This window comes from Pseudomonas sp. KBS0707 (assembly GCF_005937945.2).
Lineage (GTDB): Bacteria > Pseudomonadota > Gammaproteobacteria > Pseudomonadales > Pseudomonadaceae > Aquipseudomonas > Aquipseudomonas amygdali.
Genome location: NZ_CP041754.1, coordinates 5,003,857 through 5,028,181, shown reverse-complemented (window position 1 = coordinate 5,028,181; position 24,325 = coordinate 5,003,857). Strand labels below are relative to the sequence as shown.

Below are 24,325 nucleotides of genomic sequence, written 5' to 3'. Positions count from 1 at the left end.
GCGCTATGCGCTGCAATGGTGCGGACCATGAAATACCAGCATTGTCTCTACTGCCGTTGTGTTCAAACGGCCAAGCGCCTCATACCCAGAACTCCTGTGCTCCGGTGTAAAGATCGTAGGTCTGGTCAACGAGTCGCTCGGGAGCATCGAACCAGGCGAACAGCTGGCCGTTGACCCGTGTTGTCGCACCCAGTTGCACGCGAGTTCCAGGCGGGATGGCGACGTGATCACCGAGAAAGCCGGTAAACATGTTCTTCTTGGGCACATTAGGCGCGAAGATAAAGAATACCGGGTGATTTTCCGAGTTAGCGTTACTGCTCACAAATCCATCCTGGCTCCATCTGGAGGCATTGGCTCGCGATACCGATGCGGACTGCACGCCATTATCTGTAAACACCGCACCTATCTCGCGTTCCAGACATGCCACTCCTTCGCTGGATACATACGTGGAGCGAAAGGCAGTGCCATGCCATGGCTTGAGTTTGTAGAACTGGCGGAGAAACCTGCTTGTGGTGGCGTTGCGCATACCGTTTCGCAATACAGGATTGATGGCTGCCGAACCTCCCTCTGTATAAGCTGCTATTTCCGAAAAGCTTTCTGCGTTGGACGCTTTACTCAGGGCGAGGTAATCGGCCTCGAACTTCAAACGTTCAGCGCTGCTTGCTTCTTCCAGGGACGCAGGCCAGGCAGTTGTCAGGCTGGTCAGCTGTGCTTGGGCATTGCGGATGGCTGGCTGACTCAGCCGCGGTATTTGTTTTCCCACGGTTTTCCAGGCACCGCTGGTAGTACGCAAGGCAAATTCCTGCTCATGCACCAACTGCGTTGCATCCATGGGGTTCGGCCGATAAAGGCGCGAGTGGCCGAACATGTTGGCACGACGGCTTATGAAGCAGGTCTGGCCCTCTATCTCGATGGCAATGAAGCGGTGAGGGTCCATAGCGACGATTAATTTAGAGTCTGCAAAACGTGGGGCTTTGGAATGCGACAGGAGATAGCCAATCTGCATCTGCTCATCGCGACCCACCCTGCGAATCAGGTGCGGACTTCTTGCTGCTCCTGAGGCATGCGTTACCGGTTTAAGGGCTAGCGCCACATGGCCAATGAGAGCAGTGGCAAGATAGCCAATGGCGCTCAGAAACTCCTCGGCGGCTCCTTCGTGGTCGCCTTCGTCTATTTTCGAAAAGGCGTTCCAGGTTTTATACAGGCCCACGCCCAGCGCAACAGGCATCATGATCGGTTCAGGCAGAAACAGAATTGCGATACCGGCGATCAGATCGAAGCTTCGGCCGGCTTGCCCCTGATTGGTTTCCTGGCTCATATGCCGCTTGGCTTCGCTGATCAACTGAGTGATCCTGGTCTCGTGAATTTCCTCGTAAATATCTTTGCTCTGGCGGATAAAAACGACTGGATGCAGCAGCCTTGAAGGGATCGGTATAAGCGAAAATTGAGTAAGTACCTGTGGCGGGCGCCAGTGCTTTGCCTCTTTCTCGTACTGCATGGCACGCAGCGTCTCCAGACGCCTGGACAGCGGTATTTGCTTAAGCAGGTACTGCTGAAACGGGACTTCTTCCAGAAAGGTGGTGGTGAGATGAAACATGCTGTTGAACCAGCGGAAAACGATGCCGTCGGAAGCATTCAGTGTGCACAGTACAAGCGGTCCCTTATCGAATTTCCCCGCGGGAGCGATCAGCATGACATTGGTCATCTTGAATTGATTGACAGTGAAAAACCTGACTTCGATGGCTTCACCTTTGATGGTTCGGCGCCCTTGCGGTGCTGGCGAATCCAGCACTGCTTTGATCCACTCTCGACCCGCTGGCGCAAACGCCAGTTGTTCGATCTCCAGCAGCATCATCTTCATCTGAGCTTCCAGCATGACTTTTCGTGACTGCTTGAGTTGTTGCGCATACGCCGATGTTTTCAGATTGAGGTCGAGGTACTCGCTGAGGTGCTGAGGGGTCTCGATGGTTGTAACCAATTCCTTGACGGTGGTTTTGTCCAGTTTGCTGATGACTGCGCCTTCACTATCCATAGCCTGGATCAGCAATGCATCCTTAGCTTTGGCCCGGTAGGCATGGGTGTGTGCCAACTGCCATAGCGAAGTCTTCGCGGTCTCGGTTGCGGGCATCATAGGCGCGCCGGGAATATCCAGCACTTCAGTGCCGGTTATATAGGTCAGTGAAACAATAATGTGCTGCGCTGCTACCTCCACTGAGGCTCGTTTCAATACGTCCTCGAGCTGCTTGTCGATATAGCGCGTGAAGTAAGTGCGGCTGTCGTTATCCGGCTGACCGAAGTGGTCCTTGCTGTTTTTGCGAATATTCACAACCGATTGGCCAAACCGCTGCGCCTGCTCATGCCATTCGATGCGCTGCGACTGCTTCATGGTTTTCCACCATGCAGGCATCTGGCTTTCCACCAGATCGTTATCGAGCCGGTCCAGGCGCCAATGGTGGTCGAAGTAAACTTCTGATCCCAGTAGTTGCACTATCGATTGCTCGAAACAAACCGCATCCATTCGTTGGGTGCGGGCAAGCTGTACGGCCTGAGCGAACATAGATTGCTGTCTGGTGATCTGGCGTGTATGCAACAGGCTTAGAAAGTTGCCTTCCAGCAAAGTGTATTGCCACTGCAAGATGCTGCTGTCAGGTGCAGCCTGGACTGGTTGGTCAGCCCCGGAATCAGCCAGCAGACGTCGTCTGTAATCAGGTTCAGCCCCTCGTCGAGCAAGGGCTTCGTTCATTTGTGTCAAGGATGCAAATGCTTCCAGCCCGTCATGCGGGGTGAACAGCAGCACATCTTCAAGCTCCTCCTGATCGATCTGCACAGGTTCATCACGAAGACGTCTTGCGATTACAAACGCCCCGTAAAGCGAAAGCAGAGGGCTATCACCAGCGCTTGCTGAAAGTCCATAAACGCTGTGTGGCTGCAGCTCGGCAGTATTTCCGTCGGGGCCAGTGGCGCAGGCTGCCAATGCTGCCGACAGCAGGCTGTAGTGCCCGGTCGTCATTTTTTCGAGGGCAATCTGCACCGCGCATTCAGATTTCATGCACTCGATCTGCTCGGCGACAAACTGGTGTCCCTTGGTTTCGCCATCCGATGTTGCAATGCTCCAGTAGTCCGCAAGTTTCTGGCTATAGAACTGTTCCAGTTGCTGGCTGACCCGGGTATAGAAAGTCGCGATAGCTGCGCGGCCCAGCGGTTGGATGGCTGGTGTTTGCGAAGTGGACGACGGAGTCGGGTAAAGGCCTTGCACATCATGGTCGGTCCAGTTCAGAAGGCCGGTGAAGTGCTCGATCAGACTGGGGATCAGCGGAACACTGTGAATATTGGCTCCCTCGTCCGGTATTTCTTTGCTGTCAAGGTAGGTCAGCCATGTTGTCTGCACATCCAGCTCGGGTTTGAGGGGGGAGAGCAGGGTACTGGCCAGCTCCTGGGTTGCTTTGCTGAAACCAGGTGGATACGTGTCGCTGGCAAGTGAACGTTGTGGAGGTGGTATTGATGTTATGAGCGGTAGGTTCATGGTGCCGATTCGCCTGCATGATGGATGATCCGCTTGAGGCATTAGCCGGGCGGTTCATTTCATGTAGTCAGGGCTGACGGCGCACGGCTATCGGCCAGCGCAGGTCGGTGAAGGCAGCATTGGCGATCTGGTCGGTAGGAAGTTTCGGGGGCATGGAAGGTTCAAAGCAGGGCGGGACCTGAAACCGGGTATGAGGAGGAATTCATCACAACGCCACTCAATGGTTTCAGGCCCCGCAGCGAGCAATCTAAGCTTTTGCCGCAGTTTTGGCAAAGCGTGAAAGCACTATTCGATCAAGCACCCAGACAATCAGCATCGAAATACCCACCAGAGGGAATATGACGCCCAGGGCAATCATGACCACCGTCGCGGTTTTCCAGCGTGGCAGGTCGTGGCGCAATGGCGGTACGCCCAGCCCGCTTCGAGGTCGGCGCTTCCACCAGATCACCAACCCACTGACCGAGCTGAGCAGTACCATCAGGCAGACCAGCAGGATCAGCAACTGATTGATCCAGCCGAAAAATTTACCTTCATGCAGCATCACGCCCAGCTCGGTGGCCTTGGACACTGCGCTGTAATCAACGTAGCGTACGTCGGCCAGCACCTTGCCCGTGTACTGATCGATATGCAGCGTCGCGTCATCGCGCGGGTCGTCGGCGAACACCGACACAGTGAACACGCCATCAGCTGTTTTAGGCTGAGTGATGCTGTAGCCCGGTACGATCTCTCTGGCGCGTGCAATGTCGACAACTCGCTGCAATGACACGGTTGGCGCTGCCGGTGCGCTGGACATATGCATGTGGTCCATGTGCTCGGCGTGCTCGCCGGTTGAAACCGGCATCGGCGTATTTTCCATGGCCCATGGCACGGTCTGCACGCTGGCATTGTTCAACTCGCCAGCCTGCTTGTCGGACTTGGGCACGTCAGTCCACATGGCTGCCGGAAAGGTGTTCCATACCGCAGCGTATTGTTTGCCCCACAGCCCGGTCCAGGTCATGCCGCTCAACAGCATGAACAGCAGCAAAAACGCACCCCAGAAACCGGTCACCGCATGCAGATCACGCCACAGCACGCGCCCCTTGGCGGTCAGGCGTGGCCAGAACACGCCAGCGGCCGAGCGCCCTCGGGGCCACCATAGATAAAGGCCGGAGACCACCAGCACAATTCCCCAGCCAGCCGCCAGCTCGACAAGCCGGTCACCCAGCGTACCGATCATCAGCTCGCCATGCAGTGCGCGGGCAATCGCCTGCAGGTTCTTTTTGGCGTCCTGGGTGCCAAGAACCTCGCCGCGATAGGGGTCAATGAAGACATTCACCTCGCGGCCCTGCTCGCTGATCACAAACTGCGCACTGCCCTCGGCGTTTAACGGCGGGAAATACTTGCCAATGGCTGCCTGTGGGTAAGCACTCTTTACCCGCTGTTGCAGCTCGTCGGCAGTGAGGCGGTGCTCGGCCGGTGCCACGCTGAGCAGGTCGTGGTACATCAGGTTGTCCAGTTGCGGCTTGAACAGGTAAATGATGCCGGTCAGCGATAACAGGATCATGAACGGCGCGACGAACAGCCCTGCATAGAAATGCCATCGCCAGGCAAGGTTGTAAAAAGAGACATCAGGTTTGGACACGTTCAACGCTCCCCAATAGGGATAACACAGCACGAATGGCGCGCAGCCTTGAGCTGCGCGCCGTCGTAGAATCTTTTTTTCGGGTTATGCCGTGGTGAGCGCTGGCGGTGCCCGGCTTCGGGCATTGGGGAATATAGCCTTGTGTGCATGCCCCGGCAGGGGATGCGAGGCGAAGAAATCACCCGGCCTTGGCGGCGGGGCTGCGACCAGTTCCAGCACATGGGGCAGCGCCGGGCAACTGAACAACAGTGTGCAATAGCCGCATTTTGCCCACAGCGCGTGATCGCTCATGCCCGCGTCGGCAGGCATGGAATGCTCGCCGCCGTGATGGGCGTGGCTGTCTGCCGACATATCCATACTGGCTGGCATGGACATCGACATGCCGGCGTGATGATCCATCGGCATCGACTGGGAAACCAGTGGACCGATAAAGATCATCAACATGGCGAACAGGCTCAGCCATGCGCCCCGCTTGTTACGGGTGGCTGATCTGTCGCGAACGCGGCGCAATGTGCTCACTTTGTAAAACGACTCAGTGCTGGTGTTCCGGAGCCTGCTTTTGTACCACGACCTGCACCTCGACATCTCCCGCCTTTTCAAAATGCAGGGTCATCGGGAAGCGCTGGCCTGTAACCAGCTTCGAACGGTCTTTGAGGTCCAGCAGCATCACGTGCCAGGCCATCGGCGCGAAACTCACCTTCGCACCGGCCGGGATGTCGACCGCCTGAACGTGCTGCATCTTCATCAGCCCGTCGGCGTGTATATGCTCATGCAACTGCGCTTGCCCGGCGATGGGGCTGTCGACGCTGATCAGACGATCTGCGCTGTCGCCCTTGTTCTCGACAGTGAAATACGCCGCGACCGTCGGCGCATTGGGCGGCAGCTCCATTGACCAGGGATGGCCAATCAGCAACGGCCCAGCCTTGTACTCATGGGCCTGGGCAAAGCAGGCTGGCAGCAGTAATGCGGCCAGCAGGAGTGCGTTTTTGAGCATTGAGGGGGTTCTCCGGAGGTTTTAGAAAAAGAGTGAAGGGCAGCTCGACTGGACATACGAAACACTCAGGTAAACCTTTAAGCACACGCTAAGTGTGCGCGCTTTGTAGAGTCGCTCCCAAGCACGCAGCCATAAGGTGATGGGATGAGTGAGAGGGCAAAGTCGCATCGTTTGCGCATCGGACGGATCTCCGGTACAGGCCAGATTTATCTGGTCACCGCGAAAACACTCCAGAGAAAACCTGCTTTTTCTGACTGGCGCATGGGGCGTCTGTTCGTCGATGAGCTTCGGCAAGTCCAGGAGCAGCAACTGGCCGATTCATTAGCGTGGGTCGTCATGCCGGACCATATTCACTGGCTGCTGCAGTTGAATAGCCACTCGTTATCCAGAGTTGTACAGCGCGTCAAATCGAAAAGCGCGATCACCATAAACAGAGCCAGCGGCTGCCGTGGACCTTTTTGGCAAAGCGGATTTCACGACGTAAGCATCCGCACTGAAGAAAGCCTTTTAAATTTCGCCCGTTATATTGTTGCCAATCCTGTTCGAGCCGGCTTGGTCAAAAGCGTGCGTGATTATCCCTTGTGGGACGCAATTTGGCTTTGAAAATAACGACCCTGTGGGAGCGAGCTTGCTCGCGAAGGCGGATTAACGGATCAATTGATTTTCAGCGACTGTACCGGCCTCTTCGTGAGCAAGCTCACTCCCACTGACCGGGTTGTTTCACGATTTTCATGAGGACTGAAGACGGTTCATTCACTCCAGCCCCAACGCCTCCAGCACCTCATCCACACTCCACAAAATCCGATCCACCTCAGGCAACTCCGGGCGTTTCAGGATCAGGACGGGCAGGCCGCGCTCGCGGGCGACTTCAAGCTTGGGTTCGGTGGAGCTGCTGCCACTGTTTTTGCTGATCAACACATCAATATCGCGTTGTTCAAACAGCTGACGTTCGTCTTCCAGTGCAAACGGGCCGCGCGCGCCGATCACTTCGCAGTGGTCATTGCCGGGGTAGCTGTCCAATGCCCGAAGCGTCCAGAATTGATGCTCCGGAATCTCGTGCAGATGCTGCAAAGGCTCGCGCCCTAGCGTGAACAGTGGGCGCTTGAAGGGCGCCAGTGCCGTGACCAGTTCTGACCAGTCGGCCACTTCACGCCAGTCATCACCCGCACCAGCCTGCCAGGCAGTGCGGCGCAAGGCCCAGCAGGGAATTCCAGTCAGCCGGGCCGCACATGCAGCGTTGCGGCTGATTTGCGCAGCATACGGATGGGTTGCGTCCAGCAGCAAATCGACGCCCTGGTCACGAATGTACTGCGCCATGCCCTCTGCGCCGCCATAGCCGCCAACTTTCAACTGACAGGCCAGATCTGCCGGCACTCGACCCACACCTGCCAGGCTATAGATGTGCTCAGGCCCGAGCCTGCGTGCAATCGCCAGCGCTTCGGTAATGCCGCCCAACAGCAGAATTCGTTTCATGTGTGTTCCTTCGATAACGCAACGCCCGCCTGACCGACAATTCCGCCCTGGCGGTCGATGGCGAACACTTCGACCTGAACCTGTGCAGGCACCACGCTGCGGGCAAAAGCCAGCGCATGACGACACACCTCATCACCCAGCGGCACACCCGCCGTTGCGCACATCGCCAGCGCCTGCTGGCTGGTATTGGCATCGCGAATACGCTGTTGCAGGTCTGCGTCCGCGCCTGTATCCGCAGCCCACAGCGCCAGTTGCGGCAGGTCGATGCTCGAATGGCGGCTGTGCAGATCCATGTGGCCTGCGGCCAGTTTGCTGATCTTGCCGAAGCCACCGCACAGGCTCAACTTATCCACAGGCACCTTGCGCAGGTGCTTGAGCACTGCACCGACGAAATCGCCCATTTCGATCAGGGCGATATCCGGGATGTTGTACACGCGGCGCATGGTGTCTTCGCTGGCGTTGCCGGTGCAGGCGGCAATATGCCGATAGCCGTTGGTGGTGGCGACGTCGATGCCCTGATGGATCGACGCGATGTAAGCTGCGCAGGAGAAGGGCCGGACAATCCCGCTGGTGCCGAGAATCGACAGCCCGCCGAGAATACCGAGGCGCGGATTCATGGTTTTGAGCGCCAGCGCTTCGCCGCCCTCGACGCCAATCGTAACCTCGAAACCACCGCTGTAGCCGAGTTCTTCCGCCAGCTGCAGCAAGTGTTCGGTCATCATGCGTCGAGGCACCGGGTTGATGGCGGGCTCGCCCACCGCCAACACCAGGCCGGGGCGGGTCACGCTGCCTACACCTGCGCCTGCCACGAAGCGCACGCCAGGTGCCATTTCCAGCCTGACGCGCGCAAACACCAGCGCGCCGTGAGTAACGTCGGGATCGTCCCCGGCATCCTTGAGTGTTCCGGCTTCGGCGAAGTTATCCACAAGGCGGCAGAATTCCAGGCGCATCTGCACCTGTTTGCCCTTGGGCAACACAATCTCTACCGCATCGCTGATTTGCCCGCTGAGCAACAGCCGCGCCGCCGCGAGGCTGGTTGCGGTGGCGCAGCTGCCGGTGGTCAGGCCACTGCGTAGCGGAGCAGGCTGTTCGGCGGTTTCTTCGCGCATCAGGGTTTGACTACATCCAGCAGAGTGATCGGCAAGGCCTGACGCCACGTATCGAACTCGCCAAGAGGCTGAGCATGGGCGACGTGAATACGCGTCAGTTCGCCGCCATGCCGCTCGCGCCAGGCCATGAGTGCAGCCTCGCTTTGCAGGGTTACTGCATTGGCGACCAGCCGCCCGCCGGAGCGCAGCTGCTCCCAGCAGGTTTCCAGCACGCCGATACGGGTCACGCCACCGCCGATGAAAATCGCATCCGGACGCTCCAGACCGCTCAGCGCCTGTGGCGCGCTGCCACGGACCAATTGCAGGCCCGGCACGCCCAGCGCATCGCGATTGAATTCGATCAGTTGCTGACGGCCTTCGTCCGCTTCTATGGCCATCGCCCGGCAGGTTGGGTGCGCGCGCATCCATTCGATGCCGATGGAACCGCAGCCCGCGCCGACGTCCCAAAGCAGTTCACCCGGCACCGGAGCAAGGCGGGCAAGGGTGATGGCCCGCACGTCGCGTTTGGTCAACTGGCCGTCATGCTCGAAAGCGCTGTCTGGCAAACCGGCCACTGTACTCAGGCGAATGGCGCTGGCGTCGGCGCGACAATCGACGGCAACCAGGTTCAGCGCAGCGATCTCGGGATTACCCCATTCACTGGCCAGCCCCTCGACGCGCCGTTCGGCTTCACCTCCCAGGTGCTCCAGGACCGTCATGCGGCTAGGGCCAAAGCCTCGTTCGCGCAGCAAACCGGCAATCACTGCGGGGCTGCTGCCATCATTGCTCAGCACCAGCAGACGTACGCCATGATGGAAATGAGCGTTCAATGCGGCTACCGGACGGGCAACCACTGACAAGGTAACGACTTCCTGCAACGGCCAGCCCAGACGAGCGGCGGCCAGAGAGTAAGAAGAAGGGGCGGGCAGAATACGCATTTCGTCGATGGAGACTACGCGTGCCAGGCTGGCGCCGACGCCGAACAGCATCGGATCGCCACTGGCCAGTACGCAGATTTCGGCACCCCGCTGTTCCAGCACCGGGTTCAGCGAAAATGGACTCGGCCATGCACGCCGCTCGGCGCGAATGCACGGCGGCAGCAATGCCAGCTGGCGCGGACCGCCGAACACCTGATCAGCGTGCAGCAGAGCGTGCCGGGCGTTCTTGCCCAGGCCCTTGTAACCGTCTTCTCCGATTCCCACGACTGTCAGCCACGGCGACATGTACCTACCTCAATCCGAACTTCCGACAGAGCGCCTTTTCATGCCTGCGGACAAAGCAGGCATAATACCGCGCCCGACGGGGTACAAGTGCTCTAATCCACGTCCAGTTCATACCGGGTGATCCATTGAACGAGCCGCAGTCCGCTCGCACATCCTCTGCAACGCTACGCCCCTCGGCCTGTCCGGGGTTGCTGCGTATCGTCCCGGCACTGGACGGCGGGATCTGCCGGATCAAGCTGGCGGGCGGGGTCATCAGCAGTGTGCAGGCAATGGCGGTTGCAGAGGCTGCGCAGACTTATGCACAGGGCGTTATCGAAGCCACCAACCGCGCCAACCTGCAAATTCGCGGCATCGGCGCTGATCACGATGGGTTGATCAAGGCATTGATGGCGGCAGGGCTCGGCCCGGCCAACCCTGCCAGTGACGATGTGCGCAACCTGATGCTCAGCCCGACCGCGGGGCTGGATTCGCGCATGCTGTTCGATGCCCGACCGTTGGCGGCGCAGGTTCTCGATGCGCTGGAAAATCATCCGCGCTTCCATGAGCTGTCACCCAAATTTGCGTTGTCGCTGGATGCTGGTGAAGCGCTGGTGATGCTCGAACACGCGCATGATGTGTGGCTGTCGGCGCTGAACCTCGACGGCGAAGTGCTGCTGGCGTTCGGGCTGGCCGGTTGCCCGGCCAATGATCGACCGCTTGCCGCTGTGCCGCTGGCGGCTGGAGAAGCGCTGGTTGTCGGGTTGCTGGAATTGTTCCTCGATCTGGCCCGCCCGGAGCATACCCGGATGCGGCATCTGCTGGCCGAGGTGTCGACCGACGATGTGTTGCGCGAGCTTTCTACCCGGCTGGACTGCGCGTTGCGGGTGGATCAAGCCGTCACTAGCTGGCAGCGCCCGGCCATTCAGGGCAATCGGCATATCGGTATTTATCCACAGGCCGAGCCTGCGCGGGTTGCGGTGGGGGCGGTGGTTCCGCTGGGGCGTCTTGATGCCGCTACGCTCGCCATCGTCGCGCAACTGGCAGAAGAGCAGGGCGACGGCACTTTGCGCCTGACGCCCTGGCAGAGCCTGTTGTTGCCCAATGTACCGGTCGAGCGCGCTGCAACAGTGATGACGGCGTTGCAGGCCGCGGGTCTGATCTGTTCGGCCGAACAGCCACTGGCGCAGATGGTGGCGTGTACCGGTTCTGCCGGCTGTGTAAAAGGGCTGGCCGATACCAAGGCTGATGCGCTGCAACTGGCTACCGGCCTGGTTGCCAGTCAGGCCGTTCATTTAAGCGGTTGCACGCGTTCCTGCGCTGCTGCTCACGTAGCGCCGGTAACCTTGCTGGCCGTTTCGCCCGGCCGTTACGACCTTTATTTTCGCGACGCAGCGCATGCCGGTTTCGGTGTGCTGCGCGCGCGTGACCTTACTATTGAAGCAGTCGGTGCGCAGTTGAACGCCGACTCACGGAGCAACATTGCATGATTGATTACATCCGCGATGGTCAGGAGATATATCGCAACTCCTTCTCGATCATTCGCGCCGAAGCGCGCCTGGACACGATCCCCGCCGACCTGGAAAAACTCGCCGTGCGCGTGATCCATGCCTGCGGGATGGTCGAAGTCATTGAAGACCTGCGCTTCTCGCCGGGTGCCGGTACAGCCGGGCGCAATGCCCTGGCCGCCGGTGCACCGATCCTCTGCGACGCACGCATGGTCTCAGAAGGCATCACCCGTACCCGGCTGCCCGCCAACAACCAGATTATCTGCACATTGCACGATGAAGGCGTGCGGGAAATGGCGCTCGAACTGGGCAATACGCGCTCTGCGGTGGCGCTGGAGCTGTGGCGTCCGTACCTGGAAGGCAGCGTAGTGGTCATCGGCAATGCGCCGACTGCGCTGTTCTATCTGCTCGAAATGCTCGATGCAGGCGCGCCGAAACCAGCGCTGATTCTCGGCTTTCCGGTTGGCTTTGTCGGCGCTGCCGAGTCCAAGGCCATGCTTGCCGCAGACAGCCGTGGCGTGCCATTTGTGATCATGCAGGGTCGTCGTGGCGGCAGCGCCATGGCCGTGGCCGCTGTCAATGCACTGGCCACGGAGATCGAATGATGCAGGCACGCGGTCGATTGATTGGCCTGGGCGTCGGCCCCGGCGACCCGGAGCTGATTACCGTCAAGGCGCTGCGCCTGCTGCGGGAGTCGCCTGTGGTGGCGTACTTCGTGGCCAAGGGTAAAAAGGGCAACGCATTCGGCATTATCGAAGCGCACTTGCAGGACGTTCAAACGTTGATGCCACTGGTCTATCCGGTCACCACCGAGGCCTTGCCAGCGCCGCTGTCCTACGAAAAAGTCATCAGCGACTTCTACGACGAGTCCAGCCTGCACATTGCGGCGCACCTGAACGCCGGGCGCGATGTCGCGGTGATCTGCGAAGGCGACCCGTTCTTCTACGGTTCCTACATGTACCTGCACGACCGCCTGGCCGAGCGCTACGAGGCGCAAGTGATTCCGGGTGTGTGTTCGATGCTCGGTGGCGCTTCGGTACTGGGCGCGCCGCTGGTGTATCGCAACCAGAGCCTGTCGGTGCTGTCCGGCGTGCTGTCCCACGAGGACCTGAAACGCAAGCTGGCTGATGCCGATGCAGCAGTGATCATGAAACTGGGACGCAACTTCCACAAGGTCCGTGAAGTGCTGACCGAACTGGGCATGGCCGGGCGTGCGCTGTATGTCGAGCGCGCAACCATGGCCAACCAGAAAATCGTCCCGCTGGATCAGGTAGACCCGATGTCTTCGCCGTATTTTTCGCTGATTATCGTTCCGGGTGACAGGTGGCAAGGCTGATGACTCTCAACATTCCAGCCATCGTCATTCTCGGCAATGGCAGCCTGGCTACCGCGCGGCGCATTCAGCAGCTGTTTCCCGATGCGCAGATTCATGGCCTGGCCGAGCGTGTGCAGAACGCTGACATTACCTACAGCGAATTCGGTAGCACGCTGCGTCAGTTGTATCAGCAAAACACCCCTATTATCGCCCTGTGTGCCGCTGGCATAGTGATTCGCACCCTGGCCCCGCTGCTGTTGGAGAAGGGCGTCGAGCCGCCGGTACTCGCCGTAGCTGAGGACGGTAGTGCAGTGGTACCACTGCTTGGTGGCCTGGGCGGGGTCAATGTCATGGCGCGCAGCATTGCCAACGGGCTTGGCGTTGCACCGGCAATCACCACCAGCGGCGAATTGCGCTTCGGCACCTGCCTGCTCAACCCGCCCAGCGGCTATGCGCTGGGCGACCTGGAGCTGGGCAAGCGTTTTGTTTCCGACTTGCTCTCCGGCGAGCCGGTGCGCATTGAAGGCGAGGCACCCTGGCTGGAGCAAGCACAACTGCCCGAAGATCCGCAGGCTGAGCTGACGATTCATGTCGGCTGCGCCCTACGTGAGCCCGCTCCCCATGAATTACTGATCTACCCGCGCAGTGTACTGGTCGCCGTCAGCGAAATAACCGCTGAACTGGCTATGCGGGTCCGCTCGGCGTTGCACGACGCAAGCATTGCCGAGCAATCGCTGGCTTGTCTGCTGACCAGCGAAGAGCAGATGGCCAACGCGCAGTTGCATCAGGCAGCCAGCGAGCTGGGCGTTCCGGTGCGCTTCGACAAGGCTGGGTCGGCCAGCGAAATGGCCTCCCGCTGCGTGCCGCAACGGTTGCCGCCACTCAGCGTCGACTACATGGCGATTGCTGTCGCGACTCAACCGCTGGATGTGCAGAACATCGGCCGTGGGCGTGGCCGGCTTGCAGTCATTGGCCTGGGCCCCGGCGCAGCGGACCTTATGGTGCCTGCGGTCAAGGCTGAACTGGCACGCGCCAATGATGTGCTGGGTTACGAAACCTACGTGCGCATGGCCGGGCCGTTTCGTGCCGATCAGGTACTGCATTGCACCGACAATCGCGAAGAAATGCTGCGTGCCCGGCATGCCTTCGAACTGGCCGCGCAAGGTCGTTCGGTGGTTGTGGTGTCGTCCGGTGATCCGGGCGTGTTCGCCATGGCCTCGGCAGTGCTTGAAGCGCTGCACGAGTCCGGCAACCCGCACTGGCACTCTGTCGAGCTGGAGATTCTCCCGGGTGTCTCGGCTTCTCTGGCAACCGCCGCTCAGGCTGGTGCGCCGTTGGGGCATGATTTCTGTGTGTTGTCGCTGTCCGATAACCTCAAGCCTTGGGAGATCATCGAAAAGCGTCTGGACCTTGCCTGTCAGGCAGACCTTGCGCTGGCCTTCTACAACCCGATTTCCCGTTCACGACCCTGGCAACTGGGGCGTGCGCTGGAGATAGTTCGCCAGCACCGCACTCCTGAAACGCCCGTCACGCTTGGGCGCGACATCGGTCGTCCTGGCCAGACACTGCGCGTCATTACGCTGGGTGAACTGACGCCGGAGCAGGTGGACATGCGAACCATGGTGCTGATCGGCTCTTCCCTGACCTGCACCTTTTCTCGCAACGAAGGCGGCAATTGGGTCTACACGCCCCGCTGGTATGGCGCGAAACCTACAGCCTGAGCCCATAGGCTTGTCGTACCTGTATCGAATTTACTGTGGGAAAGTGCTGAAACCTCTGCGTATCAACAGGCATTCAGGCCGAGTTTTCGGCCTGGCTGCTTGCGCGAACGGATGTTCTTCAAGTTGCCAGGCTTGTGGCTTTTTTCTCTGTCCTGCCACGGATTTTTCTTTCGCCCGCTGTTTATCGAGGGCTGAGCACAGCTTGAGTTTTGCGCGCGCCATCGAGTGTTGCCGCGGCAGTTGAAAAAGCCATCAATAGACCGCTCGAAAGTGCCGGAAAAACGGCCTGATTTATTTGATTAGTCTCGTATCTGTCCACAAGGACTCACGAATTAAAGGACTAAATGAAATGAAACAGGACAATACGATGAGCATGACCGACAACCTTGATTACATTGCCGCTTGTGAGCTGGCTGAATGCTCTGCTTCGTCCATCGCCCACGCAGCAGCCATAAAGCCTGAATTGCTTCTGGCCAGTGACGAGACTGACTTTGACCCAGGCGATGAAGCTGCTAAGGGTGCTGTGGTTGCAAGCAGTCTGCTGGCATTTGCCGAGGGCGTTTCGCGGCAGAGCAAGCAAGACGTTATGGACTCCTTTCTGTTTGCCACCCTTGTGGCCAACAAGGCGTTCAGCCCTGAAACCCAGGGTGATCAGTGGTACGACAAATTCAACGAAGTACTCTCGAAGGTTGGCTGGCTTTCCACCCATTGGAACTATGCCCGCTATCGTGCTACCCAGCAGCGTTTCACCATGGACGAAGTCGGCCTTGAGATCCTTGGCTCGGCTGTTGCGGCTGCCGCTTTGCCTGGGCCTGCATCGCTGCTGATGCTCAAGGTCGCTGCGGATGCCATCGCTGCACTGAAAGACAAAAAAGAGCCTCTGCGCCTGTTTGAAAGCCAGACAAAAAACCACCGCGGAGGCAGTTTCCGTATTGCCTCGTGCATCGAGTCCGATGACAAGACCGTGACTCTGTCCATGGGCGCGGTCAGCTTCCATACCGACAGTGATGTCACCAATGTCCTGTTCTGGGAATGGCAGGACACAAACGTTGAAACCTGGAAAGGCGAGGACAACCTGGTGCTCAACACGAGCCTGTATTCGCGCCATCGCGACCTGATCCAGCAAAAGCTGAGCGACAACGCCAAGAGCGCGATCGAAGAGTTTGAAATCTGATCGGGTTATTTGCGGAGGCACGGGTTGCCTCCGCTTTCGGGATAAAAAGGAATTTCTCCCATGATGCAGGAATTGGATGCCGCAGTCGTCAACGCCGGCTGTTTGCTGTTTTTCCCCACGTCGCAGCAGGTCGCGCCGAAAAACGATGTGCTGGACTCGATGCTGTATGTGCAGTTGGCAGCATCGAAGCAGCACCCCAGGTTCGCCGAGTTCGAAAAATGGAATGAAACCCGCCTTGCTGCTGCTCTGCGTTTCGGCTGGGTGCTGAATGCCAGCGAACACGTCAGCGAGCCTTTGCCGGTAGATGCTGTCCGAACCGTATGGAGTTGCCTCGAGCGTGCCCTGGTACCCTCAGTGTCAGCGCAGACCCTGCAGGACGCAGAAACATTGATGCGTAAAGTGTGCAAGCAATCGGCTCGCAACCCGGCGCTTCAGTTGCTGCGTAGCCAGACGGTACAGAGCGGTTTGAATCATGCGGGAAAAGTGCAGGTCGGCGTGGTCCTGCAACTGGGGTTCTTCGACGATCAGCACAACCTGACGCTGGCGCAGCTTCAGTTCGCCACACGTCAGCCGTTGCCATCCGGTTTTCTTTTCGAAGTACTCGAAGCGCAAAGTGTCTACGGCAACATCGCTGTGACCGTTTATAAAATGCAATTGATTGAACAGGTCTATTCGCAGTTTCGCGATGACATCGACAAGGCGTTGTCGAGCAGGCGTCCCGGTATGATCATGTCGCTTGGGGAAACGCCTTATGTCTGATCTGGATGAGACCCTGCTGGCAGGGGCCAATCTCCTGTCGTTCGCCCGTAACGTCGAGCCCGGTTTGCGTCAGGACGTACAGGACTGTCTGCATCACGCGAAACTTGTCGCCGATGACCAGCATTCCCCGCGCATGGCCTGGCGTTCATGGCTGGACGCTTACCAGCAAGCCATTCTTGCAACGGGTGGACGGCGCAGCGCGGTGATTAACGACGTGCGCTTGAGCATTCACAGTTTCAGGGACATTGGCAAATTGCAGCTTCCAATGGTCAATAACTCCGTCGAGCTTCGCCGGCTCTATCGCAGCTCACTCGACAGGCTGCTGAGCAGTGATCATGCGAAGACATTTTTCAGCAGCTGGTTTACGTCTGGACGTTCTGAAAGCTTTCAACTCATGCCTTGTGCAATGCACAGCGAAGACGAGGTGATGATCCTGTTGTGCAGCCTGCAGATGACCACCATTGCGTCGAGGCCAGCGCTTTATTTTTGGCAGATTCTTGGCGGAGAAATGCAAGTACATGCTGTGGGTACTGCGTTTCGGTTCAGTCGCAAGAGCTTCGAACCTTTTCGCCAGACTGTTCAGGACATGCTGGCTGATCGTGCTGCCGCTGAAATCATCAATTTATAACGACGGTCAAGTTCCCATGGAAGGGAGTTACTCAAATGAAAGCAGGCACAGGCAATGCGGCGTATCTGGGCGATATCCCCAGTATGGTGACGTTTCTTCCGGGGCTTACAAGTGAGGAGCGCACGGACATTCAGGATGTACTTCTGGATGCGCAGTTGTTCGCAGGTAAGCAGTTTGATTTCAAGACGCAGTGGAGCAGTTGGATGCATTACTACCGCAGCCGGCTCAAGACACGTGGCATACAGCAAAAAGGCGTGGTTCTGGGCGACTCACTGGTCGTAAGCAATGTCGATGATTTGTTACAGGCGACCTTCAAGGTCAGCAGTCCAGCGGACCGCAAGCGCCTTGGCGGCATGGTGCAGCGCGCTGTCGCAGCATTGGGAGTGAATCAGGCGGCAGAGTCTTACTTTAAAAACGGCTTTGAACAAGGCCGTCTGGGCAGCTTCCAGGTAGTGCCCTGCGAGAAGTATGAACCTGATCGGGTACTTCTGTTGCTGTGCAGTCTGCATCTGAGCGTGGACGAGCACGCGGCAGGTAGCCGACGGCTGCTGTTTCACTTCAAGGGCGGCAGTTACACCTTTGACCGCAAGATTTACGCCGCACATCGTAATGATGTAACGCGGTATCTGGACGGCAGGGCGCAAGGGCTGGTGCGGGCCGCACGTATCTGAGTTGTATCAGGGCAGCAGATAGCCCCTTATACCGGTAAAGATGATTTGTGCCGCCAACGCACAGACGAACAACCCCATCAGGCGGCTGACAATCTGCAAACCCTGATCGCCCAGGATACGTTCGATGCGGTTGGAGAGGTAAAGCACCACGCCAACCGTGAGGCTGGCCAGTGCAATACTCAGGATGGCAGTGAGTTTGTCATCCCAATGAGGCTGACTGACGCCCATGACCAGTAGCGCACCGATGGTGCCGGGGCCGACGGTAAGGGGAATGGTCAGCGGAACAATGGTCACATCCTGCTGGATATTATCGGTCTGGACGGCCGATTTGCCTTGGGCCATACCCAGCGCGGATATGAACAGCACGCTGCCAGCCCCAATCCTGAAGGCATCGACCGTGATTCCGAATACATCGAAAATCACTCTACCGAACAGATACAGCAAGATGCTGGAAATCAGTGTCGCCAGCGCCACCTTCCAGGCCAGACGCCGCTGTTCCTTGCGCGAGTGACCGCGGGTCAGGCTGATGAAGCAGGAAAGAACGAAAAACGGGCTGTAAAGCACCAGCATTTTCAGATAGACGCTGAACAACACGTGAAGCATGGCTTCAACTCACAGCAGCAGGTGGATGGCAGCGCCAGTCTATCAGGCCACTGTGTGCCTTTCCCGTTGCTGTCAGTTTCTTCGATACTGCTCACCGTCCGAAGGCAGTCCGCGAGCCTTGTCGCGGTGTGCTACCCAGTGTTCGACCAGTTCGCGCAGTTGCGACAGCTCGATAGGTTTGGCCATGTGACCGTCCATACCTGCCTGGCGTGCACGATCCTTGTGCTCAGTGAGAATGTGCGCAGTCAGTGCAACGACCGGTGTGCGCACCCGCTGATTGCCGACCTCCCAGGCACGCAACTGCTCGGTTGCCGAGAAACCGTCGAGTATCGGCATTTCACAGTCCATCAGTACCAGGTCATAACGCTGCGCCTTCATGGCACGCAGCGCTTCTTCGCCGTTGCTCGCCGTATCGGGATTCAGGTTGAGCTTGCCGAGCATGCCGCGGATCACTTTGGTCGAAATGCTGTTGTCTTCGGCTACCAGAATCCGGAAGTCGCCCGGTACGCTGACCGGCGTATTGATGACCGGGCCAGGCTTTTGTGCAGCAACGCCCTTGTTCAACTGGGTCAGTTCATCTGCCAGCGTCGTCTTGAGCGTGTAGCCCGCCACCGGTTTGGCCAGAATGCGCTTGATACCGGAGTTGCGAGCAATGATCTTGCTTGGGGCATTGCTGATACCGGTAAGCATGATCAACAGAATGTCATGATTCAGACTTGGGTCTTCCTTGATCTTGGCGGCCAGTTGCATGCCGGTCATGCCGGGCATGTTCTGGTCGAGCAGGACCACATCGAAATAGTCGCGCAGATGCGCCTTGGTCCGCAGCAAGGCCAGTGCCTCCTTGCCGGACGCCACTGCACTGACATTCAGGCCCCAGGCGCTGCATTGCTGGACCAGCACCTTGCGGCAGGTATCGTTGTCGTCAACCACTAGCACTCTGGCATCTTTCAGCGGGCTGTCCAGATCGATGGTCGGCTGCTCCAGCAGCTTTGCGTCCAGCGGCAGGTTCAGCCATAACGTGTTGCCCTGGGTGCCGCTGTTCTGAATACCGAATTCACCGTCCATCAGGATGATCAACTGGCGGGCGATGACGAGCCCCAGGTGACCACCGAGCCTGCTGCTGGCCAGGAAATTTCGGCTGTGCAGTTCGGCGTGCAGCAACTCTTCACGTTCTTCGTCGGAAAGCGATTCACCGCTGTCCTGCACCGAAATACGCAAACGCGTCTTTCCGTTTTTCGAAGACTCAAGGGCGACGGCCAGAAGAATTTCACCTTCGTCAGTCTTCTTCAGGGCATTTTCCAGAAGACTCAACAGCGTCTGGCGCAGGCGAGTCGGGTCACCATTGATAACCCGTGGCACCTGGGGCTGGATCTGGCTGATCAGCTCGACCTGCTGCTGCTCGGCCTTGGCGCGGAAGATGTTCAGGCAGTCCTCGACCAGCGCGCCGATGTCGAACTGCACATCGTCCAGTTCTATCTGCCCTGACTCGAGCTTGGTGATGTCCAGAATCTCGTTGATCAGCGTCAGCAGTTCGTTACCTGCACTGTGAATGGTCTGCACATAGTCGCGCTGTTTGACCGACAGCGGGGTGCCGAGCAGCAGCTCGGTCATGCCCAGCACGCCGTTCATCGGGGTGCGAATCTCGTGGCTGATTTTGGCCAGAAACTCGGCTTTGGCGTTGATTTCGGCGGTGCTGGCCGCCTGATCGCGGCTGATGCTGAAACGGTCTTCGGTGATACTGCGATGACGTTCGCTGAGGGCCAGGCTCATCAGCAGGCCGCTGATGCAGAACACGCTGAGCAGCGCCAGCAGCAGCCATTGCGGTGGCACCAGGCTCAGCCACAGCAGGCCGGGCAGGACCACCATGTAGCCGATATTGAAGGTGATCATTCCGAGGACAAACAGGCGCGCCGAGCGATAGCCCTTCTGCCAGTGCCACATCGACACCGCCAGAATGCTCAGTGTCGTCAGCGAGACCAGGCCGAACGTCAGGAAGTTGATCGGCAGCTTTTCGTCGAACAGCACCAGCAAGGCGCCGATTCCCATGAGCACCGCGTTGCCCAGCAACAGACGATCGAGTTTGCGGGCATTGCGATGGACGAAGAAACAGTAGGTGTAGATCAGGCCTGCGACAGCGGCCAGCAGCAGCGCCAGGTGTGCGCTCGGGGTTTGCGCGATATTCCACGGGTCGATCGGGCGGAGCAGGTTGAGGAGCAACAGCGCACTGAGCCCGAGTAACGATTCGCAGGCGGCCAGCCACAGATTGCTGCGCGACCGGGTATGTCCGTAACGCGTCAGATTCTGCACGATCAGCATGGACAGCGCGCCAAACAGCAGTCCGAACAGCAATGGCTGGGTTTCGTTGGCGGCGCTTTCGATGGCCGGTTCAAGGGTGATGCTGGGGCGCATTTTCTGCGCAGAGACCAGTCTCAGGTAAATATCCAGCGAGGCCGAGCTTTGCGGAACCGGCAGCAGGAAATCGTTGGAAGGCAGTCGCTGATCTTCAATCGGCACGTCGTTGCCCGTGCGTAGATGATCAATCTGTCGATCGCCGTCCATGACATACATGTCGGCGCTGGAAAGGTCCGGGGCGAAGATACGCAGCAATTGCTCGTGCTGGGTCGGTTGCAGGCGGTAATGCAGCCATACCGCGCTGCCGCGATCCGCTGCAGCGACCCGTTCCAGCTCGGTGGGGCTGAATTGATTCTGATAGCGCGCCGAGCGGATTTCATCCAGCGTCAGATGGGCCTTTTCGTCGAGCAGCGTCGACCAGCCTGCACCATGCTCGGCCTGCGCCGAAAGCATGAACAGCAGGGTCAGCAGTCCGACGGTTGAGGCTATGGCAATCCTGAGCCAGCGCACAATGAAATCCCTTCGTGAGTGAATGCCTGGTAAAACCGCGAATGCCAGGTCAATCGGCCTGCCTCTGATTGAAGAGGCTGGTCCGATCGATTATTCCTGGTCTTCGCCACGCTCGCGGGCAATGGCACGGTAGCCAATGTCCTTGCGGTAGAAACACCCTTGCCAGTCGACTTTTGCGGCCAGCGCATAGGCACTTTCCTGCGCGTTGCCGACGCTGTCACCCAGCGCTGTGGCACACAGTACACGACCACCGCTGGTCACGACACGCTCATCCTGCAAGGCAGTGCCTGCGTGGAATATCTTGCCTTCCAACTGTGCAGCAGCTTCCAGGCCTTCGATAACTGCGCCTTTGGCGTAATCGCCGGGGTAGCCACCAGCGGCCAGGACGATCCCCAGGCTTGGACGGGGGTCCCACTGTGCTTCGATCTTGTCCAGCGCCTGCGCCAGCGCTGCTTCAACCAGCAGTACCAGACTTGATTGCAGGCGCAGCATGATCGGCTGGGTTTCCGGGTCGCCGAAGCGGCAATTGAATTCGATGACCTTCGGGTTGCCAGCTTTGTCGATCATCAGACCAGCATAGAGGAATCCGGTGTAAACATTGCCTTCATCAGCCATCCCCCTGACGGTCGGCCAGATAACCAGATCCATGACACGTTGATGAACTTCGGCGGTGACCACCGGGGCAGGGGAGTAGGCCCCCATGCCACCGGTGTTCGGGCCGGTGTCGCCGTCGCCGACGCGCTTGTGATCCTGGCTGGTGGCCATGGGCAGCACATTCTTGCCGTCGACCATGACAATGAAGCTGGCTTCTTCGCCATCGAGAAACTCTTCGATAACGACGCGGGAACCGGCTTCGCCAAAGGCGTTGCCAGCGAGCATGTCACGCACGGCATCTTCGGCTTCTGCCAGGGTCATGGCGACGATCACGCCCTTGCCTGCTGCAAGGCCGTCGGCCTTGATGACTATCGGAGCGCCTTCTTCACGCAGATAGGCCAGGGCAGGCTCGATCTCGGTGAAGTTCTGATAGTCGGCAGTAGGGATCTTGTGGCGCGCCAGGAAGTCCTTGGTAAATGCCTTGGAACCCTCAAGCTGCGCAGCGCCGGCGGTCGGACCGAAGCAGTCCAGACCACGGCTGCGGAACAGATCGACAACGCCTGCAACCAGCGGCACTTCAGGACCGACGATGGTCAGTGAAACGTTCTTTTCAGCGAAATCCGCCAGTTGCTCCAGTGCCAGAACGTCGATAGCCACGTTCTCGCATTTGGCTTCGATGGCCGTGCCCGCGTTGCCGGGTGCGACGAACACCTTCTGCACACGTGGGTCCTGAGCGACTTTCCATGCCAGGGCGTGTTCACGACCGCCGCTGCCAATGATCAAAACATTCATTTCAAAAACCTCGATGACGCTGATTCTGGAGTACGCGGTGTGCCTGAGGCGACCCAACCGCCGTACGAGACCGCACTGGCGCAGCAGACGCCTGCGCCAGTGCGGCCGTTTTTCTGATTAGTGCCTGAAATGGCGCATGCCGGTGAAGACCATCGCGATGCCTGCTTCATCTGCTGCTGCAATCACTTCGTTGTCACGCATCGAGCCGCCGGGCTGGATGACGGCAGTGATGCCGACCTTGGCCGCGTTGTCGATACCGTCACGGAACGGGAAGAACGCATCGGAGGCCATGACTGCGCCCTGTACCTGCAGCCCGGCATGCTCAGCCTTGATGGCCGCGATACGCGCCGAGTTCACACGGCTCATCTGGCCAGCGCCGACGCCGACGGTCTGGCGGTTGCGGGCGTAGACGATGGCGTTGGACTTGACGTACTTGGCGACTTTCCAAGCGAAGATCAGGTCATGCATTTCCTGTTCTGTAGGCGCACGCAGGGTGACGACCTTGAGGTCGGCCTCGGTGATCATGCCGATATCGCGGCTCTGTACCAGCAAGCCGCCATTGACGCGTTTGTAGTCCCAGGCAGGCAGACGCTCGCTCCACTGGCCGCTGGTCAGCAGGCGCACATTGGCTTTGCTGGCCACGATGGCACGCGCTTCGGCGCTGACGCTTGGCGCGATGATCACTTCGACGAACTGGCGCTCGACGATGGCCTTGGCCGTTGCTGCGTCCAGCTCGCGGTTGAAGGCGATGATGCCGCCAAATGCCGATTCGGAGTCGGTGGCATAGGCCAGCTCGTACGCCTGACGAATGCCGCCTTCATCATCCGGGCAGACCGCGACACCGCACGGGTTGGCGTGTTTGACGATCACGCAGGCCGGTTTGACGAAGCTCTTGACGCATTCCAGCGCGGCGTCGGTATCGGCGACGTTGTTGAACGACAGTTCCTTGCCTTGCAACTGGGTGGCCGTGGCAATGCCGACCTCGGCAGGTTTGGCTTCAACGTAAAACGCCGCGCTCTGGTGCGGGTTCTCGCCGTAGCGCATTTCCTGGGCCTTGACGAACTGGGTGTTGAAGGTGCGCGGGAACTGACTGCGGCCTTCGGTGCTCAGGGTTTCGGCAGTCTGGTCGACGCCGCCCAGGTAGTTGGCGATCATGCCGTCGTAGGCGGCGGTGTGCTCGAACGCCTTGAGCATCAGGTCGAAGCGCTGTGCGTAGGTCAGGCCGCCAGCCTTGAGGCTTTCCAATACCTGACCGTAGTCACTGGCGTTGACCACGATTGCGACATCTTTATGGTTCTTCGCAGCGGAACGGACCATGGTCGGGCCGCCGATATCGATGTTTTCGATGGCGGTCGGCAGGTCGCAGCCTGGCTTGGAGACGGTGGCTTCAAACGGGTACAGATTGACCGCAACCAGATCGATCGGCTTGATGCCGTGCTCGGTCATGATGGCGTCGTCGATGCCGCGACGACCCAGAATGCCGCCGTGGATCATGGGGTGCAGAGTCTTGACCCGGCCATCCATCATCTCAGCGAAGCCGGTATAGTCAGCCACTTCGACTGCCGCGACACCGTTGTCCTTGAGCAGTTTGAACGTACCGCCAGTGGAAAGAATCTCGACGCCCAGCGCTTCAAGCTCGCGGGCAAACTCAAGGATTCCTGTCTTGTCGGATACGCTGATCAGGGCGCGACGGATAGGCAGGCGGGTAGTCTGGTCGGTCATCTCGATTTCCATCAAAAGCAAAAGAAGTCAGCAAAAAAAGCGACCGCGGTGCAAGGTCGCCTTTTCTGTTTTGAATGC

The 24,325-nt window shown here is 58.8% G+C and carries 20 protein-coding genes; 9 read left to right on the top strand and 11 right to left on the bottom strand.

Annotated features, from left to right (window positions below; translation table 11 throughout):
- Window positions 1–79 precede the first annotated feature (79 nt).
- The 4 genes from FFH21_RS23925 to FFH21_RS23910 all read right to left on the bottom strand — a co-directional run bounded on the left by FFH21_RS23925 (window position 80) and on the right by FFH21_RS23910 (window position 6,138).
- Window positions 80–3,523: a dermonecrotic toxin domain-containing protein gene (locus tag FFH21_RS23925; protein WP_011169571.1), complete on the bottom strand. Its 3,444-nt coding sequence runs from the start codon at window positions 3,521–3,523 to the stop codon at window positions 80–82.
- A 247-nt stretch (window positions 3,524–3,770) separates the two neighbouring features.
- Window positions 3,771–5,144: a PepSY domain-containing protein gene (locus FFH21_RS23920; protein ID WP_004666313.1), complete on the bottom strand. Its 1,374-nt coding sequence runs from the start codon at window positions 5,142–5,144 to the stop codon at window positions 3,771–3,773.
- Window positions 5,145–5,228: 84 nt separating this feature from the next.
- Window positions 5,229–5,663: a DUF2946 domain-containing protein gene (locus FFH21_RS23915; RefSeq protein ID WP_019740582.1), complete on the bottom strand. Its 435-nt coding sequence runs from the start codon at window positions 5,661–5,663 to the stop codon at window positions 5,229–5,231.
- Window positions 5,664–5,676: 13 nt separating this feature from the next.
- Window positions 5,677–6,138 carry a copper chaperone PCu(A)C gene (locus tag FFH21_RS23910; protein WP_002555389.1) on the bottom strand — a complete coding sequence of 154 codons (462 nt, stop codon included), beginning with the start codon at window positions 6,136–6,138 and terminating at the stop codon, window positions 5,677–5,679.
- 144 nt (window positions 6,139–6,282) lie between these two features.
- Here FFH21_RS23910 and FFH21_RS23905 point away from each other — a divergent pair, with 144 nt between their 5' ends.
- Window positions 6,283–6,741 carry a transposase gene (locus tag FFH21_RS23905; RefSeq protein ID WP_004666312.1) on the top strand — a complete coding sequence of 153 codons (459 nt, stop codon included), beginning with the start codon at window positions 6,283–6,285 and terminating at the stop codon, window positions 6,739–6,741.
- A 150-nt stretch (window positions 6,742–6,891) separates the two neighbouring features.
- Here the strand turns inward: FFH21_RS23905 and FFH21_RS23900 are convergent, their stop codons facing one another.
- The 3 genes from FFH21_RS23900 to FFH21_RS23890 are packed head-to-tail and all read right to left on the bottom strand — an operon-like array spanning window position 6,892 to window position 9,922.
- Complete coding sequence (locus FFH21_RS23900) at window positions 6,892–7,611, bottom strand: cobalt-precorrin-6A reductase (protein WP_004655759.1); 720 nt, start codon at window positions 7,609–7,611, stop codon at window positions 6,892–6,894.
- Window positions 7,608–8,720 carry a cobalt-precorrin-5B (C(1))-methyltransferase gene (locus FFH21_RS23895; RefSeq protein WP_004655757.1) on the bottom strand — a complete coding sequence of 371 codons (1,113 nt, stop codon included), beginning with the start codon at window positions 8,718–8,720 and terminating at the stop codon, window positions 7,608–7,610. Before FFH21_RS23895 ends, FFH21_RS23900 begins: the two co-directional genes overlap by 4 nt.
- Window positions 8,720–9,922 carry a bifunctional cobalt-precorrin-7 (C(5))-methyltransferase/cobalt-precorrin-6B (C(15))-methyltransferase gene (locus tag FFH21_RS23890; protein ID WP_004666311.1) on the bottom strand — a complete coding sequence of 401 codons (1,203 nt, stop codon included), beginning with the start codon at window positions 9,920–9,922 and terminating at the stop codon, window positions 8,720–8,722. Before FFH21_RS23890 ends, FFH21_RS23895 begins: the two co-directional genes overlap by 1 nt.
- Before the next feature lie 125 nt (window positions 9,923–10,047).
- Between FFH21_RS23890 and cobG the strand changes: the two genes are divergently transcribed.
- The 8 genes from cobG (at window position 10,048) to FFH21_RS23850 (ending at window position 17,674) form a co-directional block, all read left to right on the top strand.
- Window positions 10,048–11,388, top strand: a complete 1,341-nt coding sequence (gene cobG / locus FFH21_RS23885) for a precorrin-3B synthase (protein WP_011169569.1) — start codon at window positions 10,048–10,050, stop codon at window positions 11,386–11,388.
- Entirely contained in the window at window positions 11,385–12,011 is a 627-nt protein-coding gene (locus FFH21_RS23880) for a precorrin-8X methylmutase (protein ID WP_002555383.1), read from the top strand. Before cobG ends, FFH21_RS23880 begins: the two co-directional genes overlap by 4 nt.
- Window positions 12,008–12,742, top strand: a complete 735-nt coding sequence (locus tag FFH21_RS23875; protein ID WP_002555382.1) for a precorrin-2 C(20)-methyltransferase — start codon at window positions 12,008–12,010, stop codon at window positions 12,740–12,742. The genes FFH21_RS23880 and FFH21_RS23875 overlap by 4 nt, the downstream gene beginning before the upstream one ends.
- Window positions 12,742–14,442 (top strand): precorrin-3B C(17)-methyltransferase, encoded by a 1,701-nt coding sequence (cobJ, locus tag FFH21_RS23870; protein ID WP_011169568.1) that lies wholly within the window; start codon window positions 12,742–12,744, stop codon window positions 14,440–14,442. Before FFH21_RS23875 ends, cobJ begins: the two co-directional genes overlap by 1 nt.
- Before the next feature lie 349 nt (window positions 14,443–14,791).
- Window positions 14,792–15,616: a hypothetical protein gene (locus tag FFH21_RS23865; protein WP_004655746.1), complete on the top strand. Its 825-nt coding sequence runs from the start codon at window positions 14,792–14,794 to the stop codon at window positions 15,614–15,616.
- A gap of 60 nt (window positions 15,617–15,676) precedes the next feature.
- On the top strand, window positions 15,677–16,375 hold the full coding sequence (locus tag FFH21_RS23860; RefSeq protein WP_011169567.1) for a hypothetical protein: 699 nt from the start codon (window positions 15,677–15,679) through the stop codon (window positions 16,373–16,375).
- Entirely contained in the window at window positions 16,368–17,003 is a 636-nt protein-coding gene (locus tag FFH21_RS23855) for a hypothetical protein (RefSeq protein WP_004655742.1), read from the top strand. Before FFH21_RS23860 ends, FFH21_RS23855 begins: the two co-directional genes overlap by 8 nt.
- Before the next feature lie 35 nt (window positions 17,004–17,038).
- On the top strand, window positions 17,039–17,674 hold the full coding sequence (locus tag FFH21_RS23850; protein ID WP_004655741.1) for a hypothetical protein: 636 nt from the start codon (window positions 17,039–17,041) through the stop codon (window positions 17,672–17,674).
- Between the two features lie 6 nt (window positions 17,675–17,680).
- Here the strand turns inward: FFH21_RS23850 and FFH21_RS23845 are convergent, their stop codons facing one another.
- From FFH21_RS23845 to purH, 4 genes are all read right to left on the bottom strand, one after another.
- The gene (locus FFH21_RS23845; RefSeq protein ID WP_004655739.1) at window positions 17,681–18,277 is read right to left on the bottom strand and encodes a MarC family protein; all 597 of its coding nucleotides are present in this window, start codon (window positions 18,275–18,277) and stop codon (window positions 17,681–17,683) included.
- Between the two features lie 72 nt (window positions 18,278–18,349).
- Window positions 18,350–21,139: a hybrid sensor histidine kinase/response regulator RetS gene (retS, locus tag FFH21_RS23840; RefSeq protein ID WP_004655736.1), complete on the bottom strand. Its 2,790-nt coding sequence runs from the start codon at window positions 21,137–21,139 to the stop codon at window positions 18,350–18,352.
- A 90-nt stretch (window positions 21,140–21,229) separates the two neighbouring features.
- A complete protein-coding gene (gene purD, locus FFH21_RS23835) occupies window positions 21,230–22,525 on the bottom strand; it encodes a phosphoribosylamine--glycine ligase (protein ID WP_041924860.1) in 1,296 nt (431 codons plus the stop codon).
- A 117-nt stretch (window positions 22,526–22,642) separates the two neighbouring features.
- Window positions 22,643–24,247, bottom strand: coding sequence for a bifunctional phosphoribosylaminoimidazolecarboxamide formyltransferase/IMP cyclohydrolase (gene purH / locus FFH21_RS23830; RefSeq protein ID WP_041924645.1), 1,605 nt, complete (start codon window positions 24,245–24,247; stop codon window positions 22,643–22,645).
- Between the last annotated feature and the right edge of the window lie 78 nt (window positions 24,248–24,325).

Bases quoted from the DNA above. Each gene is read 5' to 3' on its own strand.
- FFH21_RS23905 (WP_004666312.1), top strand. From the start codon at position 6,283: ATGAGTGAGAGGGCAAAGTCGCATCGTTTGCGCATCGGACGGATCTCC.
- FFH21_RS23900 (WP_004655759.1), bottom strand. From the start codon at position 7,611: ATGAAACGAATTCTGCTGTTGGGCGGCATTACCGAAGCGCTGGCGATT.
- FFH21_RS23875 (WP_002555382.1), top strand. From the start codon at position 12,008: ATGATGCAGGCACGCGGTCGATTGATTGGCCTGGGCGTCGGCCCCGGC.
- FFH21_RS23890 (WP_004666311.1), bottom strand. From the start codon at position 9,922: ATGTCGCCGTGGCTGACAGTCGTGGGAATCGGAGAAGACGGTTACAAG.
- FFH21_RS23895 (WP_004655757.1), bottom strand. From the start codon at position 8,720: ATGCGCGAAGAAACCGCCGAACAGCCTGCTCCGCTACGCAGTGGCCTG.
- FFH21_RS23845 (WP_004655739.1), bottom strand. From the start codon at position 18,277: ATGCTTCACGTGTTGTTCAGCGTCTATCTGAAAATGCTGGTGCTTTAC.
- FFH21_RS23925 (WP_011169571.1), bottom strand. From the start codon at position 3,523: ATGAACCTACCGCTCATAACATCAATACCACCTCCACAACGTTCACTT.
- FFH21_RS23860 (WP_011169567.1), top strand. From the start codon at position 15,677: ATGATGCAGGAATTGGATGCCGCAGTCGTCAACGCCGGCTGTTTGCTG.
- FFH21_RS23910 (WP_002555389.1), bottom strand. From the start codon at position 6,138: ATGCTCAAAAACGCACTCCTGCTGGCCGCATTACTGCTGCCAGCCTGC.
- FFH21_RS23850 (WP_004655741.1), top strand. From the start codon at position 17,039: ATGAAAGCAGGCACAGGCAATGCGGCGTATCTGGGCGATATCCCCAGT.
- FFH21_RS23880 (WP_002555383.1), top strand. From the start codon at position 11,385: ATGATTGATTACATCCGCGATGGTCAGGAGATATATCGCAACTCCTTC.
- FFH21_RS23855 (WP_004655742.1), top strand. From the start codon at position 16,368: ATGTCTGATCTGGATGAGACCCTGCTGGCAGGGGCCAATCTCCTGTCG.
- purD (WP_041924860.1), bottom strand. From the start codon at position 22,525: ATGAATGTTTTGATCATTGGCAGCGGCGGTCGTGAACACGCCCTGGCA.
- FFH21_RS23865 (WP_004655746.1), top strand. From the start codon at position 14,792: ATGAAACAGGACAATACGATGAGCATGACCGACAACCTTGATTACATT.
- purH (WP_041924645.1), bottom strand. From the start codon at position 24,247: ATGACCGACCAGACTACCCGCCTGCCTATCCGTCGCGCCCTGATCAGC.
- cobJ (WP_011169568.1), top strand. From the start codon at position 12,742: ATGACTCTCAACATTCCAGCCATCGTCATTCTCGGCAATGGCAGCCTG.